At 43.7% G+C, this 14656-nt stretch carries 14 protein-coding genes; 8 read left to right on the top strand and 6 right to left on the bottom strand.

Annotation, left to right across the window (positions count from 1 at the left end; genetic code table 11):
* Window positions 1–264 precede the first annotated feature (264 nt).
* Entirely contained in the window at window positions 265–633 is a 369-nt protein-coding gene (locus ACJJIR_RS10655) for a hypothetical protein (RefSeq protein WP_444908354.1), read from the top strand.
* 471 nt (window positions 634–1104) lie between these two features.
* Window positions 1105–1857, top strand: a complete 753-nt coding sequence (locus ACJJIR_RS10650; protein ID WP_444908353.1) for a class I SAM-dependent methyltransferase — start codon at window positions 1105–1107, stop codon at window positions 1855–1857.
* A 158-nt stretch (window positions 1858–2015) separates the two neighbouring features.
* Here the strand turns inward: ACJJIR_RS10650 and ACJJIR_RS10645 are convergent, their stop codons facing one another.
* Window positions 2016–3050 (bottom strand): IS481 family transposase, encoded by a 1035-nt coding sequence (locus ACJJIR_RS10645; protein ID WP_444905427.1) that lies wholly within the window; start codon window positions 3048–3050, stop codon window positions 2016–2018.
* Window positions 3051–3184: 134 nt separating this feature from the next.
* Entirely contained in the window at window positions 3185–3778 is a 594-nt protein-coding gene (locus tag ACJJIR_RS10640; RefSeq protein WP_444908352.1) for an FMN-dependent NADH-azoreductase, read from the bottom strand.
* A gap of 101 nt (window positions 3779–3879) precedes the next feature.
* On the opposite strand from ACJJIR_RS10640, the gene ACJJIR_RS10635 reads away from it, so the two are divergent.
* A complete protein-coding gene (locus ACJJIR_RS10635) occupies window positions 3880–4812 on the top strand; it encodes a LysR family transcriptional regulator (protein WP_444908351.1) in 933 nt (310 codons plus the stop codon).
* 45 nt (window positions 4813–4857) lie between these two features.
* Here ACJJIR_RS10635 and ACJJIR_RS10630 read toward each other — a convergent pair whose 3' ends face one another.
* Window positions 4858–5739 (bottom strand): putative selenate ABC transporter substrate-binding protein, encoded by an 882-nt coding sequence (locus ACJJIR_RS10630; RefSeq protein ID WP_444908350.1) that lies wholly within the window; start codon window positions 5737–5739, stop codon window positions 4858–4860.
* A 372-nt stretch (window positions 5740–6111) separates the two neighbouring features.
* On the opposite strand from ACJJIR_RS10630, the gene ACJJIR_RS10625 reads away from it, so the two are divergent.
* Window positions 6112–6939: an alpha/beta hydrolase gene (locus ACJJIR_RS10625; protein WP_444908349.1), complete on the top strand. Its 828-nt coding sequence runs from the start codon at window positions 6112–6114 to the stop codon at window positions 6937–6939.
* Window positions 6940–7068: 129 nt separating this feature from the next.
* Here the strand turns inward: ACJJIR_RS10625 and ACJJIR_RS10620 are convergent, their stop codons facing one another.
* Window positions 7069–7473: a DUF1097 domain-containing protein gene (locus tag ACJJIR_RS10620; RefSeq protein WP_444908417.1), complete on the bottom strand. Its 405-nt coding sequence runs from the start codon at window positions 7471–7473 to the stop codon at window positions 7069–7071.
* 170 nt (window positions 7474–7643) lie between these two features.
* Window positions 7644–8453, bottom strand: a complete 810-nt coding sequence (locus tag ACJJIR_RS10615; RefSeq protein ID WP_444908348.1) for an SDR family oxidoreductase — start codon at window positions 8451–8453, stop codon at window positions 7644–7646.
* A 58-nt stretch (window positions 8454–8511) separates the two neighbouring features.
* Between ACJJIR_RS10615 and ACJJIR_RS10610 the strand changes: the two genes are divergently transcribed.
* Window positions 8512–9402, top strand: a complete 891-nt coding sequence (locus ACJJIR_RS10610; RefSeq protein WP_444908347.1) for a LysR family transcriptional regulator — start codon at window positions 8512–8514, stop codon at window positions 9400–9402.
* 271 nt (window positions 9403–9673) lie between these two features.
* Window positions 9674–10870 (top strand): M12 family metallo-peptidase, encoded by a 1197-nt coding sequence (locus ACJJIR_RS10605; RefSeq protein ID WP_444908346.1) that lies wholly within the window; start codon window positions 9674–9676, stop codon window positions 10868–10870.
* A gap of 79 nt (window positions 10871–10949) precedes the next feature.
* Here the strand turns inward: ACJJIR_RS10605 and ACJJIR_RS10600 are convergent, their stop codons facing one another.
* On the bottom strand, window positions 10950–11795 hold the full coding sequence (locus tag ACJJIR_RS10600; RefSeq protein WP_444897262.1) for a mechanosensitive ion channel family protein: 846 nt from the start codon (window positions 11793–11795) through the stop codon (window positions 10950–10952).
* Between the two features lie 678 nt (window positions 11796–12473).
* Here ACJJIR_RS10600 and tnpA point away from each other — a divergent pair.
* Both tnpA and ACJJIR_RS10590 read left to right on the top strand, forming a co-directional pair.
* Window positions 12474–12842: an IS200/IS605 family transposase gene (gene tnpA / locus ACJJIR_RS10595; protein ID WP_444908345.1), complete on the top strand. Its 369-nt coding sequence runs from the start codon at window positions 12474–12476 to the stop codon at window positions 12840–12842.
* A gap of 508 nt (window positions 12843–13350) precedes the next feature.
* Entirely contained in the window at window positions 13351–14508 is a 1158-nt protein-coding gene (locus ACJJIR_RS10590) for a hypothetical protein (RefSeq protein WP_444908344.1), read from the top strand.
* Window positions 14509–14656 lie beyond the last annotated feature (148 nt).

The following is a 14656-nucleotide window of genomic DNA, read 5'->3' as shown; positions in this document are numbered from 1 at the left end:
TCATCGTTTTAAATTATTCGCTGAAGTAATGAAGCATCAGCAATGATTTAAATCAAGAAGCCGAATAGTGTTTGGAGTCAAAATGCTAATCCCAGGTAAGGTGAGTAACTATCCATACATGATTGAGCCTCACTTCCAAGCTAGATAGAGCGCAGTATAGAAGCCTGATATAGACGTTATAGATTATTACTTCTATGGGGCATGCAAGGAAGCACCGATATTGCATAAATGTTATTAGCAGATAATTTAAAGTGAAGAGTCGGGATGGATTTAAAAGTTAAAGAAGGTCAAGTGTGGAAATATGATAATCGAGAGGGCGAGGAGAATTCGCGGGTTATCATATTAAAAATTGAAGAGTCTAAGGACGATTCAATGGTGGTACATGCTCAGATTTCAGGCATTAAAATTTATAACCCTAATAATGGAGAGGTCATTGAGGAAATTACTCATATGCCGTTTTCAATTGAGGCACTAGGGGCGAGTTTAAATGAGCTGATGGGGGAGTCTGAGATACCTGATTTTGAGGAGGGCTATGATTCGTGGAAGCGAGAATATGATAACGGTAAAGCGGGTGTGTTCACTATTTCTATAGGAGAGGCAGTGAAGTATATGGATGATGCGGTGAATAGCTAACAATAGCCTTTTTACTACATTTCAAAAACAAATATCCTTTTATGTGATAACCGTCTCAAACTTATAGCCCCTAAATAGAGTTGCAGGGGCTCAACGCATTGGGTTGTATTAAGAAGGGGGGGCTATGTTTTTATTACAAGACCGCAAACTTAAATAATTCAGTTGGCAAAAAGTAGTGCCTGGGTGGATTGCTTATACTTAGCTATATAACCATATATTATGGAATGAAGGTGCAGCTAAATAGATTAGAGCCGCTATTGAAACTACTCAATCTGAGTAGGGCGTGGCTCGCCAAGGCCGTCAATATGCTTTGAGTTCCCTGAGGATGAAGTGGTACACCGGTACCCTATAAATATTCGTTTTGGAAAGACATTTCTTGATACAATCGTCTCGTATTCGTGGTGAAATGGAATTGCTTATTTCAAATGGCCTTAGATTTGGAGTGAGTGAGGTAGTAGCGGGAGAATGTCGATGTTTATTGCTGACTCTGACAAAGAGTGGGAAAAGTTTGGCAAAGAAGATGCTTATTACGGTGTTCTAACCGAAGATAAATTTAGGAAGGAAAACTTAACAGATAGCGCAAAGCAAGATTTCTTTAAAACGGGACAAAGCCATGTTCACAATATACTGACAAAAGTGAAACAACATGTAGATGATGGCTTTGTCGTCAAGAGGGCGCTTGATTTTGGCTGTGGAGTTGGAAGAGTAGCGATCCCTTTAGCGTATATTACTGAAGATGTTACAGGTGTTGACATATCTGATTCGATGCTTATGGAGGCTAAAAAAAATAGTCATGAGCAAGGCTTAAAGAATATTGAATTTGTGAAAGCTGATGAGAAGCTCTCTCTAGTTCAAGGGAAATTCAACTTCATCCACTCCTTTATAGTGTTTCAACATATCCCTGTTAAAAAAGGGCAAAGACTATTTAGTCTTCTGCTTGATAAGTTAGAATCGGGCGGGGTTTGCGTTGCCCATTTTTCATATGCCATAACTTCAAAACTAAAAAGGTTGACTTCATTTTTGAGTAGTACTGTGCCTTTTTCAGGAAATATCCTTAACCTTCTTAAAGGCGAGCCTTTTATGGCTCCAAGAATGCAGATGAACAACTATGATTTAAATAAGTTGCTTTCCCAAATTCAAAGGGAGGCTATGTCACATTGCTATTTGGATTTTACAGATCATGGCGGTGCGCTTGGGGTAACATTCTATTTTAAGAAGCTCTAAATAAGATTTGATATATGTAAGATAGGTTAAGCAATAATCTGCCGGTTTTTTTTAATAGAGGGGGAGGATTAGTTTCCCCCTACAGGTACTCAAATGTAGTAGTTCAGACTTGATCTGACAGTTACCGGTTTCTCAGGAGATGCTCTGTCAGGTCAAATTCAGTTTACGAGCTTTTCCTTCCAGATGCTTTTTCCATCTTCAAGAGTTGCTAACGGTGTTCGACCGCAACACTTCTTACCCTGATGAGTTCTCTCATTATTGTAATATGTGAGCCACTCGTCCAGATCCGTTTGTAACTCTTCTATTGATCCATAGATCTTGCGGCGTAATGAGGGTTGGTAGAACTCTTGTAAAATGGTCTTATGGAAGCGCTCACAGATTCCATTAGTTTGTGGATGTCTGGCTTTTGTCTTAGTGTGTTCTATTTCGTTCACACTTAGATATAACTGGTAGTCGTGCTGTTCCAATTTGCCACAATACTCCGTACCGCGATCAGTTAGGATACGCAGCACTGGTAGATCATGTAAGGCATAAAACGGTAGTACACGGTCATTCAGGAGGTCCGCCGCAGTGATTGGCGTTTTGGTGGTGTACAGCTTGCAATGAGCCACCTTTGCATAGGTATCGACATAGGTTTGTTGGTAAACACGTCCGACGCCCTTAAAGGTTCCTACATAGAAGGTATCCTGCGAGCCCAGATAACCTGGGTGTTGAGTATCAATTTCACCGCAGGCTTCATCATCATGCCGTTTTCTCTCCAAAGCCTGAACCTGTGACTCTGTGAGGATCAGTCCCTCCTCAGCGACCTTGGCCTCAAGTGCCTTTAATCGCAATTTGAAGTTAGCCAGGTCATGCCGTAACCAGATACTCCGAACGCCACTAGGGGACACAAATACACCGCGTTTACGCAGTTCATTGGAAACTCGAACCTGCCCATGGGCAGGCTCTTGGAGGGCATAAGTTAACACTGCCTCTTCAATGACTGTGTCAACACGGTTCTTGTGGTTGGGCACACGCCGGTTCTTCTCAAGAAGGGCGTCCACACCGCCACTTGAAACGGCTTCCTTATAGCGATAGAAAGTGTCTCTCGACACACCCAGCATCTTGCAAGCTTTGGAGATATTGCCGAGTTCTTCTGCCAGATTTAGCAATCCGGTCTTGTGTTTGATGATGCGATCATTAGTATGGATCATGGGGTTTATCCTTGGTTTTGCTTTTAGGTTTAGGCACCTTCATCAAAACCGGTAAACCCCTCTTTTTCAAGAGGATGTGTCAGATTTGGTCTGAACTAATACAACTCAAATAAGAGCTTGTTTATCTCCGTATCTCACACAAGTTCAGCAATACGCTTCTTCGCAGCTGCCAACGCCTTTTCTTTTGCTTCATCTCCCATTGCCAAGCCTTCAGCATAGACAAACTCCACATCAGTAATACCAATAAACCCCAAGAACTGTCGAAGGTAATTACTTTGGGGATGATCATCACCATAAATACCACCCCGTGAAATAAAAACGACGGCTTTTTTGTTCCTTAATAAGCCCTCAGGGCCGTTTTCGGTATATCGGAATGTTACCCCGGCACGTGCAATAAAGTCGAAGTAGGTGTGCAAATTAGACGGGACGTTGAAGTTATACATCGGGATACCTAGCACCAGCAGATCTGCCGATGATATCTCCTCTATCAACTTGTCCGAAAGTTCTGCAATTTCACTTTGCTTGTTTGAACGGCTATCAGCTGGCGTATTGTGGGCTTGAAAGTGCTCCAGGCTCAGATGAGGTACAGGCTCGGATACCAAGTCACGATGGATGATTTCATCTTGCGGGTTCTTAGCCTTCCAGCTCGCTATGAAATTGTCCGTAAGTTGAGATGACTGGCCGTTCTCTTGAAAGAGGCTGGACTTGATGTTGAGTACCTTTGCCATGACTGCTTCCTCGTAACTAACTTTGTATGAAGCTATTGAAACATTCATTAAATTGATTAAAAATTAGAATTATCTGCTTATTTACATCGAAAAATTCGATCATGAAACAACAGTTGGCGCAATTATCAAACCCAAAGATCACTCTTGAGCAGTGGCGTTGCCTGATAGCGGTAGTTGAAGGGGGAGGGTATGCAAAGGCCGCCGAGCTACTGCACAAGAGTCAGTCGTCGGTAAGCTATTCGGTGCAGAAGTTGGAATCACTACTGGCTGTAGCGGTTTTCACCATTAGTGGACGCAAGGCGATTCTGACTCCCGCAGGTGAGATGCTCTACCGTCACGCAAAGCAATTACTGGAGGATGCTTCTGCATTGGAGCAGGCCGCCAGCCGGGCCTCGGCTGGATGGGAGTCCCAGATTGCGATTTCCGTGGAGGTGCTATTCCCAATTTGGTTGTTGTTGGACTGCCTAGCGCTTTTTGGCGAAGAGAGCCCTCAAACTCGTATTGAAGTGCATGAGATGGTGATTAGTGGAACTTTAGAAGCCTTGAATGAGGGGAGAGTTGATTTTGCAATCAGCCCCAGAATACCGCTGGGCTACAACGGTGAATTACTGCCATCTCCTGCACGTCTAATCCCGGTGGCCCATCCCAAGCACCCCCTGCATGAACTGGACCGCCCGCTAACTATGAATGATCTCCGCAATCATCGTCATCTGGTGGTTCGGGATACGAACCCCCAGAGTGGTAGTAAAACGCTCACGGTTGAAGTGGCTAAGCGGTGGACTCTAAGTAGCATGTCTTCTTTGATTGGCGCTGCTTGTAAAGGCTATGGTTTTTCATGGCTGCCAGAAGACAAAATTCTGAATGAACTCACTGAGGGAAGCTTAAAACCCTTGCCCCTCCAAGGAGGAAGTAAAAGGGAGGTCCCTATGTACCTGATCTTCCCTAACCGGGACGATATTGGTCCCGGCGCACGGAGATTGGCGGATATTATCAGGGATCGTTTGCAGGATCTGACACCCCCGGAGGCTTCTTAGCTAGGCCATGAACTAGTTAGCAGGGGCAATTTGAATCTAATTCGCTTACTCATTGTTCAACAAGCCAATTTCATGAGCGGTCTCGACGATTGGTTGGTACATTGAGTTGTCGGCTTTGATAAACCCTTTGCGGGGAAATGCGGCAAGTAGTTTAGGGTCCCGCATATTCAAAATCGCCTGCTGGACCTTGTCTAAGAAACCGTTGCCCCAGGTTTCATCGACATCCCCACGAATTGTCCAGTTGTAATCTGGATATCCTGGGGTTTTCCAGATTACTTGCACCTTGCTCTCATCCACTTTGCCGGCTTTCTTTTCGTTCTCCCACACTTTGTGATTCAGGGCGCCCACCTGATATTTCCCAGACTGCACTAGATCGAGGGTACTGGAGTGGTCGCCGGCAAAGCCTACACGGCTGAACACCTCGGCCGGGGGCTTGCCCAGTGCTTTTCTAATAAAATACTCCGGCATTAGCCGCCCAGAAGTGGAGTGCTCTGAACCAAAAGCAAAGGTCATACCCTCAATACCACGGGGGAACTCTTTTGAGGGAGTGAGCCCAGTACTTTTATTCGCAATAAAATAGGAGGTGAAATTTTGATCTCCTTCTCCCTGGGCAATGGCCTTGGCGCCAGGCTCCGCAATACGGGCCTGTACTCCAGTAAATCCGCCGAACCAGGCCAATTGAACTTTGTTATTTTTAAAGGCTTTAACCGTATCGCTATAGGATTTGACTGGTAAGTATGTAACTTCAACCCCAAGCGCGTCGGACAAATACTTTGCAACTTTGCCAAAGCGTTTTTGTAAGCGCTCCGGGTCCTGGTCTGGGATGGCAGTGAAAACAAAAGGTTTTGGGTTTTCTTGAGATAATACGAAGGGTACGCCGCACAGAATTACGAGGCTTAGAATAGACACGGTTAAACGCTTTAACATTCTTTTGGTCCTCTGCGGATCTGTAGTTCAAAATTTGTAGGATAAAACTAAAAGTTTAACTATAGGCGTTATATATAGATCAGAATGTTTGGAAGAAATTGTATTTCTCTATTTGGGCTAGCAAAATTGAGATGGCTTTCTACCATTTGTCCGCAATATCTGAGTTGTTGAAATAGTTGACACATATTTAGGCCTCTACAGGTGTTTATTATTATAGGGTCTCTTCCTTTATAGGATGCTTTCTGTGCTAAATAGGCCCGCCACACAAGCCAGGGGAGTTACGGAATTGTTTAGAGGCTCCTTAGACTCTAGAAAGAACCTTTAGTGTAAAATAGGCAGTTTATGCCAGCACTTGCGGAGTCGAAACATAGAATGAGTGAGTATGATGATCAGTTTAATCTGCGCAAGCGGCACCCATTTGGTAGAGTCCATCTGCTAATCAATGAGCTACAAAGCTATTTGGCCACGCAAACCCTGAGAAACTCACTGGATATCAGCTACGGAGATAGCCCCGGTGAAAAGGTTGATATATTCCCTGCTAAATCTCCTAATGCACCGGTTTTTGTGTTCATCCACGGTGGGTATTTCCGGGCGCTAGATAAAAAGCAATACCGGTACATTGCCAAGCCCTTTGTAGAGGCCGGGTGTACAGTTGCTTTGGTCAACTATGATTTGGCGCCCGCCGTCAGTGTTAAAGAAATTATTGAGCAAAATATAAAGGCATTCTTATGGATATATAAGAATATTGATCGCTGGAATGGCAACCCCAATAATATAGTAATCTGTGGTCACTCTGTTGGGGCCTTCCTTGTTGCTAAAATTTTAGAATTTGAGTGGACACCTAAAATCCGTAGCTCAATTAGCGGCGCCATTATGTTAAGCGGGCTCTATGACTTAACAAAGATGAGGCAATCTTACCTCAATGAATCTCTGCGTTTATCAGAAGATGACGTTATTAATTTGAGTCCCATTTTTGGCGATATTAGATGTTTCACCAAAGCAATTGTTGCAGTAGGTGATGATGAGACTGCGGAATTTATTGATCAGTCAAAAAGATACTGTGGGAAGCTTCAGCAAACGAAAAGCCCGTGCGAATATATACTTTTGAAAAATAAAAACCACTATACCGTATCGCGTATGTTAAGTAGTAGAAATAATGACCTAATGAATAGGATACTGGATATTTGCGGTGTGAATTGAGAGAGGGGGGATACGACTTAGCGCTCAATTTATATAGTTTTGAACATAAATTGGGATTACCAGCTTAAAATCAGGGGGCCTCTTAAGTCCTGTAGGATATTACTGAATTATGCCGAGACTCCCTGACTATCAATTAGCTTTACTTTCTCCAGTAAGAGATTGTAGGTAGGAGCAGCAATAGCCAGCGAGGATGCCTAGAGCGGTCACTATTGTCAGCCCAATCACTCCAGATAGAACGTTGGCTGGATGGGCTGCAAAGAAAGTGATTAACCCTAAAAACCAGGCAATGATATTATCTACAAGTGGCAGTCCTCTTAGTGATACCACCACAAATGCAACGGAAAACACTATAACTGCGAAGGCAATATTGCCCATTATTGGTAGCAATAGGGCATTAATTATAGCTGCTGTCATCCCCATCAATATTCCCAGAGCAACACAAATCCCACTGGAGATTGCGCTGAAGGCAGAGCCTGGCTGTGAAAAGAAAGCAACCCAGCCAACAAACATAGCCCAGGGTGGTAGTTCTAACATAGAGCAAGTGAATGCTGCTGCACTGGCAATAGTTGCAGCGATAAGGGTATCCCTGATGTATTTAGCCGACGGTACTTGGGCTTGATCGACCATTGGTTTTTAGTCCTCTTTCCAACTGGTATAACGATCAGTTGGAGATTGTTAAGTTGAAGCGGGCATTGGCTGTGAAGCTAGATAATTCCACCGTTGGCTCGTATAACTTGGCCGTTGATCCAGCCACCTTGCTCACTAACTAAAAAGGCAACGGTATTCGCAATATCTTCAGGCCTTCCCAATCGCTCAAGTGGCGACATTTTGGCAAGAGTTCCCACCATTTCATCAGTCTTTCCGGATAGGAAGAGCTCGGTAGCCGTAGGTCCTGGGGCGACGGCATTCACAGTGATATCTCTCCCCCGCATTTCCTTGGCGACTACCTGGGTCAGAGCTTCAACAGCTGCCTTGGTCGCCGCATATACGCTGTAATTCGGCATACACAAGTCGACGACACTCGAGGATAAGTTGACAATCCGGCCACCTTCTTGAAGCCTTGCGGTGGCTTCACGCATGACATTGAAGGTGCCCTTAAGATTTACAGCTACCTGACGATCGAAATCATCTTCTTCACATTCTGCCAGAGGGGCTAGTTTCATAATGCCCGCATTATTAATGACAGTATTGATTCCGCCAAAGGTGACTTCTGCAGAGTTGAATAGGCGTGAAACCGCCTGTTGATCACTGATATCGGCTTGGGCAGTAACCGCCTTGCCACCCTCGGTTTCAATGCGGTTTACCAACTTTTCGGCAGCTGAAATATTACTTTCAAAGTTCACCAGAATGGTAAAGCCATCCTTTGCCAGGCGAGAGGCGATCGCCGCGCCTATGCCACGGGAAGCTCCTGTTACCAGTGCCACTTTCTTCATAATGATCTCCGTAGTGATTACTGGAGCTGCCCTTGCTGCTCCCTGATTTGGCTGTATTTCCATACTATTCGTGTTATTCATGTAGATAATCCGGCTAAAATGGAATCTATTGTTCCAAATAAACAAACAATAGGGCGATATGGATAAGCTGGATGCGATGCGCTTGTACGTGCGGATTGTGGAGCGGGGCAGTTTTACAGCCGCTTCTACTGATCTTGGGATTCCGAGGTCGACATCGACTCAGGTGATCAACCGGCTAGAGAAACGGCTGGGAGTCAGGTTGTTGCAGCGATCGACTCGCAAGGTCAGGGCAACACTGGATGGAGAACTGTATTATCAACGCTGTATTTCAATACTTGCGGACGTAGAGGAAGCAGAAGGGGCATTTACAGGTTTATTGCCAGGCGGTGAGGTGCGGGTAGACGTACAAGGGACTATTGCCCGTCATTTTGTTATGCCGCAACTCCCCCAATTTTTTGCCCAGTATCCTGACATTTCTTTGGTAATGAGTGAGGGGGATCGATGGGTGGACTTAGTCCAAGAAGGGGTCGACTGTGCTATTCGCTATGGACACTTGGCGGATAGTGAGCTGATTGCCAGGCGTTTAACCATGCTGGAACGGCTTACATGCGCATCGCCGCAATACCTGGAACACTACGGCCACCCAAGCTCTTTGGAACAACTGAATGGTCACCGTGTTGTAGCGCTTCGCTCTATAACGACTGGCAAGTCTACGCCGCTCTCTTTTTGTCTTGGCGATAGGATAGAGACGTTGCAAGTTCCGGCGCAATTGACGGTAACTGGGACAGAGAGTTACTTGGATGGCGTTAAGCGGGGGCTCGGATTAGCTCAGTTTCCAAAGTTTCATGTGGAAAAAGAGTTGGATGCTGGAAATTTAGTTGAAATATTGCCCAATTTTCGCCCGCCCAGCGAGCCGGTATCGGTTGTGTTCACCCAGAATCGCTTTTTATCTCCCAGGGTTAGAGCATTTATTGAGTGGTTAAGTAAAATATTTTCAGTTTCCATTTAAAGGATTGTGATTAAGCTTTCATTTGAATTTAATTTTCCAAAAAGTTATCTGCTCTTCAGATAGTAACTTGTCAAAAATTTGCGAAGTTAAATTATTGGTAGGCGTAAGAATATTTTTTAAGTTAAAAATCATATAGAGTAGCCGCGCACTATGGATTTCAATAAATATTTCTATTCAGTCTTTTAAAGGCTGCATTAACAGATTTATTTTTATCTTTAGTGTGGATTTTTCTAAATTGATTTTCCGAGAAGCAGATACAGGGAGTATGTCTGTGAAAAGCTTTAAAATTCTTGCGACTTTCGTGTTGCTATTTTCTACATTTGGCGCTTATTCAGAAGAAAATGTGCATATTATTTTTGAATCTTCCATGAATGAAAGTAGATCAAATCTAATCTCACATAAAACTAAAAAAAGTTTAAATAATAAGATTTTTAGCTTAAAGCCCGGTAATACCCTTGAGGTTCCCAGTGAGCTAGGCAAGCAACGGTTTACCTTGCAAAATATTCGATCAATAAAAAATAGGGCTTCATTATCTGCATTTTCTGAGGATGGAAAAGGGTTTATCACCTTAGCCGAGAACAACGGTAGAATTGTTGGCTCAATACAATCTGAAGGTAGGCTCTACAAAGTGAGACCTGCCGGAAAAGGTGCGGTTACAATCACTGAGGTTCCAGATAATTCACTTGTCGACCATGATAGTAACTACTTCGAAGAGATGGATTTTACTCCCAAGGTTGGTGCGCTAAACACAACCTCAGGAATTGCGACTACTGACTCTGGTGGAAAAATAACTGTCATAGTCGCTTATACCGATGCCTTTGAGGCAGATGCCGGTGATGTACCCGCCTACATGGATTTATTGGAAGAGGAAACCAATATTTCATTTACCAATAGTGAAGTCGATACCTCGGTAGAAATTGTTCACGCTTATAGAACTGGCTATGCAGAAAGCGGTAGCTTCTATGTTGATCGCGAGTACTTTTCGAATGACGCATATCCAGAAACTAAAGAACTATACGAACTTAGAGACTTGTATAGTGCAGATGTAATGATTGTTTTAACCGGCAATGATTTGTACAGCGGATCATGTGGACTGGCTAAGACGATCTACGCATCGGAATCAACAGCCTTTGCTTTCGCAAGGGAAGGGTGCGCAACGGGGTACTTCAGCTTTGCCCATGAAATTGGCCACCTTCTGGGAGCCCGACATATCATCTACAGTGATTCGAATATGGAGCCGTTCGAATATGGCCACGGCTACTGTAATACCACCCCTTCAACTTGGAGGAGTGTGATGGCCTACAATTGCCCGTCGGATCGAGGCGGCCCCAGAATTCAGCAGTGGTCCAACCCGGATATCACAATAGATGGAGACCCTACAGGCACCTCCAACCTAGAGGATAATGCGCGGGTTATCCGTGAGCGCGCCTGGGAGGTTGCCAACTTCCGGGTCGATGGGGAAAGTTAACGGCAAATTCATACAATAGCCGCTAGCAATGCAGAACTGCTAGCGGCTTCAATCGCCGATACCCTTTAATACGACTGCGTTAAGCTTTAGACTCCACGTCCTTGGTCTTCTCGAACCAAAAGTTATAGAAGTCTTCAGTCACCAGCTGTTCGATATTGGTGGCTTCCTCTCGGGGGCAAAATACGGTTACCGTGGTTACATCGTGGCCGAGTTCATTCGTTGTAATACAGACTTTTGCATCAGGCCCTGACAGCTCAACGCCCATGCGATTCTCGATCAGGTTGCAGTAGCGTTCGGCAACTTCACGGAAGGACTCGCAGTGTTCTTTAAGTCGCTCAGAAATAAACTTCTTGGCTTCAAATGGATTCATTCCTTTGCTTTCCCGAGTAATCGAAAAGGTATGCTCAATATACCGGCGCATAAAGTTCAGGTTCTTTACCGGTTGGGTAAAGAAGGCATTGTTAGGGATATACAGAGTTGTTCCTGTATAGCCATTGCCCAAACCGTGCGGATCGATCTCCAAAAGGGTGGTGCTTAGCCAGTCACTATCGGTGACTTCACCAAATTGATTGCCGACTTTAATCCAGTCTCCTACAGTAAACGAGCGCATGTTTGCCTGATACAAGCCACCAACGAGGCACTGCACCCCCTCTCTCAGTGCCAATACAATTGCCACAGAGAAAGCGGCAATGGATAGGGCAAAGTCCCGGAGTTCGCTTACCCAAATGGCTATCAGGCCAACAACCAATAACAAGTTGCCAAGGTTATGTACGGTATTGATACGGCGGCGCTTATCCGCTTTTTGCCAACTACTTCGTGCTATTACTAGTGTGAGCAGGCCACGTAATAACATCACTACTGAGATCAGGCATATGGTGATAAATAATTTGCTATCCAGGATATGCGCTAAGAACTCTGGTTTCATTATGATAAGGGACCTCGCGGAAATAGCTAAGCCACCACGTCATGCGATTACTACGATTTTTCCCTGTGAAGGAAGGAGTGCTTAGCCTGACAGATGGGGATTGCTAAAAATAAAGAAGTCGGGCAATTTATCCTCGGTTTCCCATCTTGTAAATAGCCTAGGAAAAATACGGACAGATGTGGCCAAATGCCCCAGAACTTAGGCGATTTAGCTTCTATAAACTCAAGCTGTAGGATCTTTATATCACGTCAGTAGTAGTGTTCAGAGAGGTTAGGATTATTTCGGCACCCAGGCGGCGTCCGGGTGGGGCAAACCTAGTACATTTCAGTTCCCAGGGAAAATGGCCTTGAGGCCAGGTAAAGGCAAATACAGGGTGGGATAATTCCATATAGCATTAACTTGTTGTGTAAGGGAGTCACAAAGTGGTCTTGAAAGGCTAGTGGGTGCTCGTGACGCTGTATTTCGAGTAGTGAAATTAGAGTATCCACAAAATAAAAAGCTAACCCATTACTGAACCAGAGCAGGACTTACTCTGATTGTCTAAGGCTTTACCAAGAATTAATATATATAGGTAAACCACTGCCTCTGGCGGTGAAATTTGACAGGGCTCTGCCGTTCCGGTGTGTAGAATGAAAAATATGGCCTTTATGAACCGGCAAATTCAATAAAAGAGGCCATATGAGAGATTGGCAGTGCCAAACTAACGTGAAGCATTATTGCAGGTGCAACTTGGTATTTATGCCTAAGTATCGAAAGAAATTATTATTTGGAATATTGAGACGGAAGATAGGAGCGATATTTCGAGATTTATGCCGTCTAAAGGGTGTTGAGTTAGTCGAGGGGTACGCAATGAAGGATCACATTCATATGTTGTTACTGATACCTCCGAAATTCAGTGTTTCTAATGTGCTTGGGTTTTTGAAAGGGAAATCTGCGATCCAGATATTTCGGAAGTACAAGCATGTACAGAGAAATTTTTCTGGAAGACACTTTTGGGCCCGGGGATACTGTATTAGTACAGTGGAGCTTGATGAGCAGATAATTTGATAGCATGTCAAGAATCAAGAGGGTGAATAGCGTCGTCAAGAGCAGGTGCAGCTGGCGGGATTGTAACTAGCCCCCTTTAGGAGCTTTCACCAAACCACTTACTATGCAGGTGGTTGCAGATTATTTAGAGTGTTAGCAAAAGGGGCGTTACTTTTGATAAATCCATTTTGATCATTGGAAAAGCCAATGATCAGTACTAACTTTTCCATACCGCCTTGCCTGTTTCAGATTGATGTCCGCAATTGATATACGGTGGTCTGTTGAGTTATTTTATTGTACAGGCTTTATTGGCTATAACAGGCTATTGTTATGGTTGTCTAAGTCAAAGTCCATTCTGCCCTACTTAATTTGAGCCTCACTTATTGGAAATAGTTGCCTATATGTTGTGGTGTTAATGTGATAGTCTTTCAATAACTTTAGCTAACAAGGAGGTTTGCTCAAATCGATAGTTGTCTTTCTGTTATAGAAAATTAAATACATTTCAAATGAGCTTTGGTTTGGATTATTAATGATGATTAAAAGTTGTGTGTTGGTTTTTCTCGCATTCCTGAGTGTTTCAGCACTTGCAAACGATACAAATGACGTCACTAAATATGGTGCAATTCCAAATGATGGTGTCGATGACACTGCCGCATTTAAAGCAGCTATTGCTGGAGCAGAGTCACATTTATATGTTCCAGCTGGTGAGTTTAATTTGTCTTCTCGCTTAGATTTTACTGGGGAAATCACATCTATTGTTGGGGATGGTGCAGGCCTTTCTAAAATGGTCTGGGAGAGTGGTGTAAGTGGGATATATGTCAAGCCTCCTGCCGGTATAAACCCGGTCCACCTAAAAGGTATTACGCTACTGTCAAAGTCAAGTAATGCCGCCAATGCCTATTGGTACGATGGGTCAAATTCCATTAATGAAAATTATATCCAGCCGCGAGGTCAGGGTAAAATCGTCATTGATGATGTGCTCATAAAGGGGTACAACGGTGCGCAAAACCATGGTTGGAAGAACGGGTTGATTATTGACTCTAGCCTCGGTGCAGTAATTAATAATTTCAATTTTCTTGGAAAAACAAATTCAGATTTTTCATCCTTCAGTGATAGTGCGATATTGATGCGGGGTTCTGGTGATCCCGTTATTGTAACAATATCAGATGCTCGAATTTTTTATGCTAATTTTGCTGTTCAAACAGTGAGCCATGAGGGGGTGTTCATTGATCAAAGTAATTTTGTAGCAGTAAATTATGGGGTCTACACGAATAATAGCTCCATTCAGCCCCAGCTAAATGTGTCAAATTCGCACATTGCTTGTAGAAAAATATGCATTTGGGCTAAAGAAGCAAATCAAGTTAATGTCAACAACAATCTCATATACACGCGGGAGCAGACCTCTGGCAATGTTATCGGGGTTTTATTAACGGAGGGCTCTTTCTCCTTTAATATTTCCGGTAATTCTTTCGTGAATCACTCCTCTGACGACTTCAATATGGTTGTTGCTCAGTCAGATTATGGGATCATTTCTAACAATATATTCAATAATAAGAATAGGGGTACTGCCGTTTGGCTTAAGTCAACATCCTCAAATGTTAATGGCTCTAACAATATTTGTTATAACTGTGGGACGCCAGTTTTAAATCAAGGCAAAGCTTCCAATATAGTTGAGTTTTCCAACTAGAAGGTTGAGCTATTGACTGTTATTGCTTTAGTTGACTAGGCTGGAGCTTGATCAGTGTTACTTCTGGGGTTAAATTTTTGAGCCCATTGTTAATGGGCTTTATTACATTTTAAATCTAAAAAGTCTAAGATTTTTAAGGAGTGTATGA

The organism is Microbulbifer maximicatervae (SeqCode) (assembly GCF_052467385.1).
The sequence above is the reverse complement of the archived record's forward strand: the minus strand, read 5'-3'. Positions and strand labels throughout refer to the sequence as shown.

Excerpts from the sequence above, each read along its gene's own strand:
- ACJJIR_RS10655 (WP_444908354.1), top strand. The coding sequence starts at position 265 with ATGGATTTAAAAGTTAAAGAAGGTCAAGTGTGGAAATATGATAATCGA.
- ACJJIR_RS10650 (WP_444908353.1), top strand. The coding sequence starts at position 1,105 with ATGTTTATTGCTGACTCTGACAAAGAGTGGGAAAAGTTTGGCAAAGAA.
- ACJJIR_RS10645 (WP_444905427.1), bottom strand. The coding sequence starts at position 3,050 with ATGATCCATACTAATGATCGCATCATCAAACACAAGACCGGATTGCTA.
- ACJJIR_RS10640 (WP_444908352.1), bottom strand. The coding sequence starts at position 3,778 with ATGGCAAAGGTACTCAACATCAAGTCCAGCCTCTTTCAAGAGAACGGC.
- ACJJIR_RS10635 (WP_444908351.1), top strand. The coding sequence starts at position 3,880 with ATGAAACAACAGTTGGCGCAATTATCAAACCCAAAGATCACTCTTGAG.
- ACJJIR_RS10630 (WP_444908350.1), bottom strand. The coding sequence starts at position 5,739 with ATGTTAAAGCGTTTAACCGTGTCTATTCTAAGCCTCGTAATTCTGTGC.
- ACJJIR_RS10625 (WP_444908349.1), top strand. The coding sequence starts at position 6,112 with ATGAGTGAGTATGATGATCAGTTTAATCTGCGCAAGCGGCACCCATTT.
- ACJJIR_RS10620 (WP_444908417.1), bottom strand. The coding sequence starts at position 7,473 with ATGTTAGAACTACCACCCTGGGCTATGTTTGTTGGCTGGGTTGCTTTC.
- ACJJIR_RS10615 (WP_444908348.1), bottom strand. The coding sequence starts at position 8,453 with ATGAATAACACGAATAGTATGGAAATACAGCCAAATCAGGGAGCAGCA.
- ACJJIR_RS10610 (WP_444908347.1), top strand. The coding sequence starts at position 8,512 with ATGGATAAGCTGGATGCGATGCGCTTGTACGTGCGGATTGTGGAGCGG.
- ACJJIR_RS10600 (WP_444897262.1), bottom strand. The coding sequence starts at position 11,795 with ATGAAACCAGAGTTCTTAGCGCATATCCTGGATAGCAAATTATTTATC.
- tnpA (WP_444908345.1), top strand. The coding sequence starts at position 12,474 with ATGAGAGATTGGCAGTGCCAAACTAACGTGAAGCATTATTGCAGGTGC.
- ACJJIR_RS10590 (WP_444908344.1), top strand. The coding sequence starts at position 13,351 with ATGATGATTAAAAGTTGTGTGTTGGTTTTTCTCGCATTCCTGAGTGTT.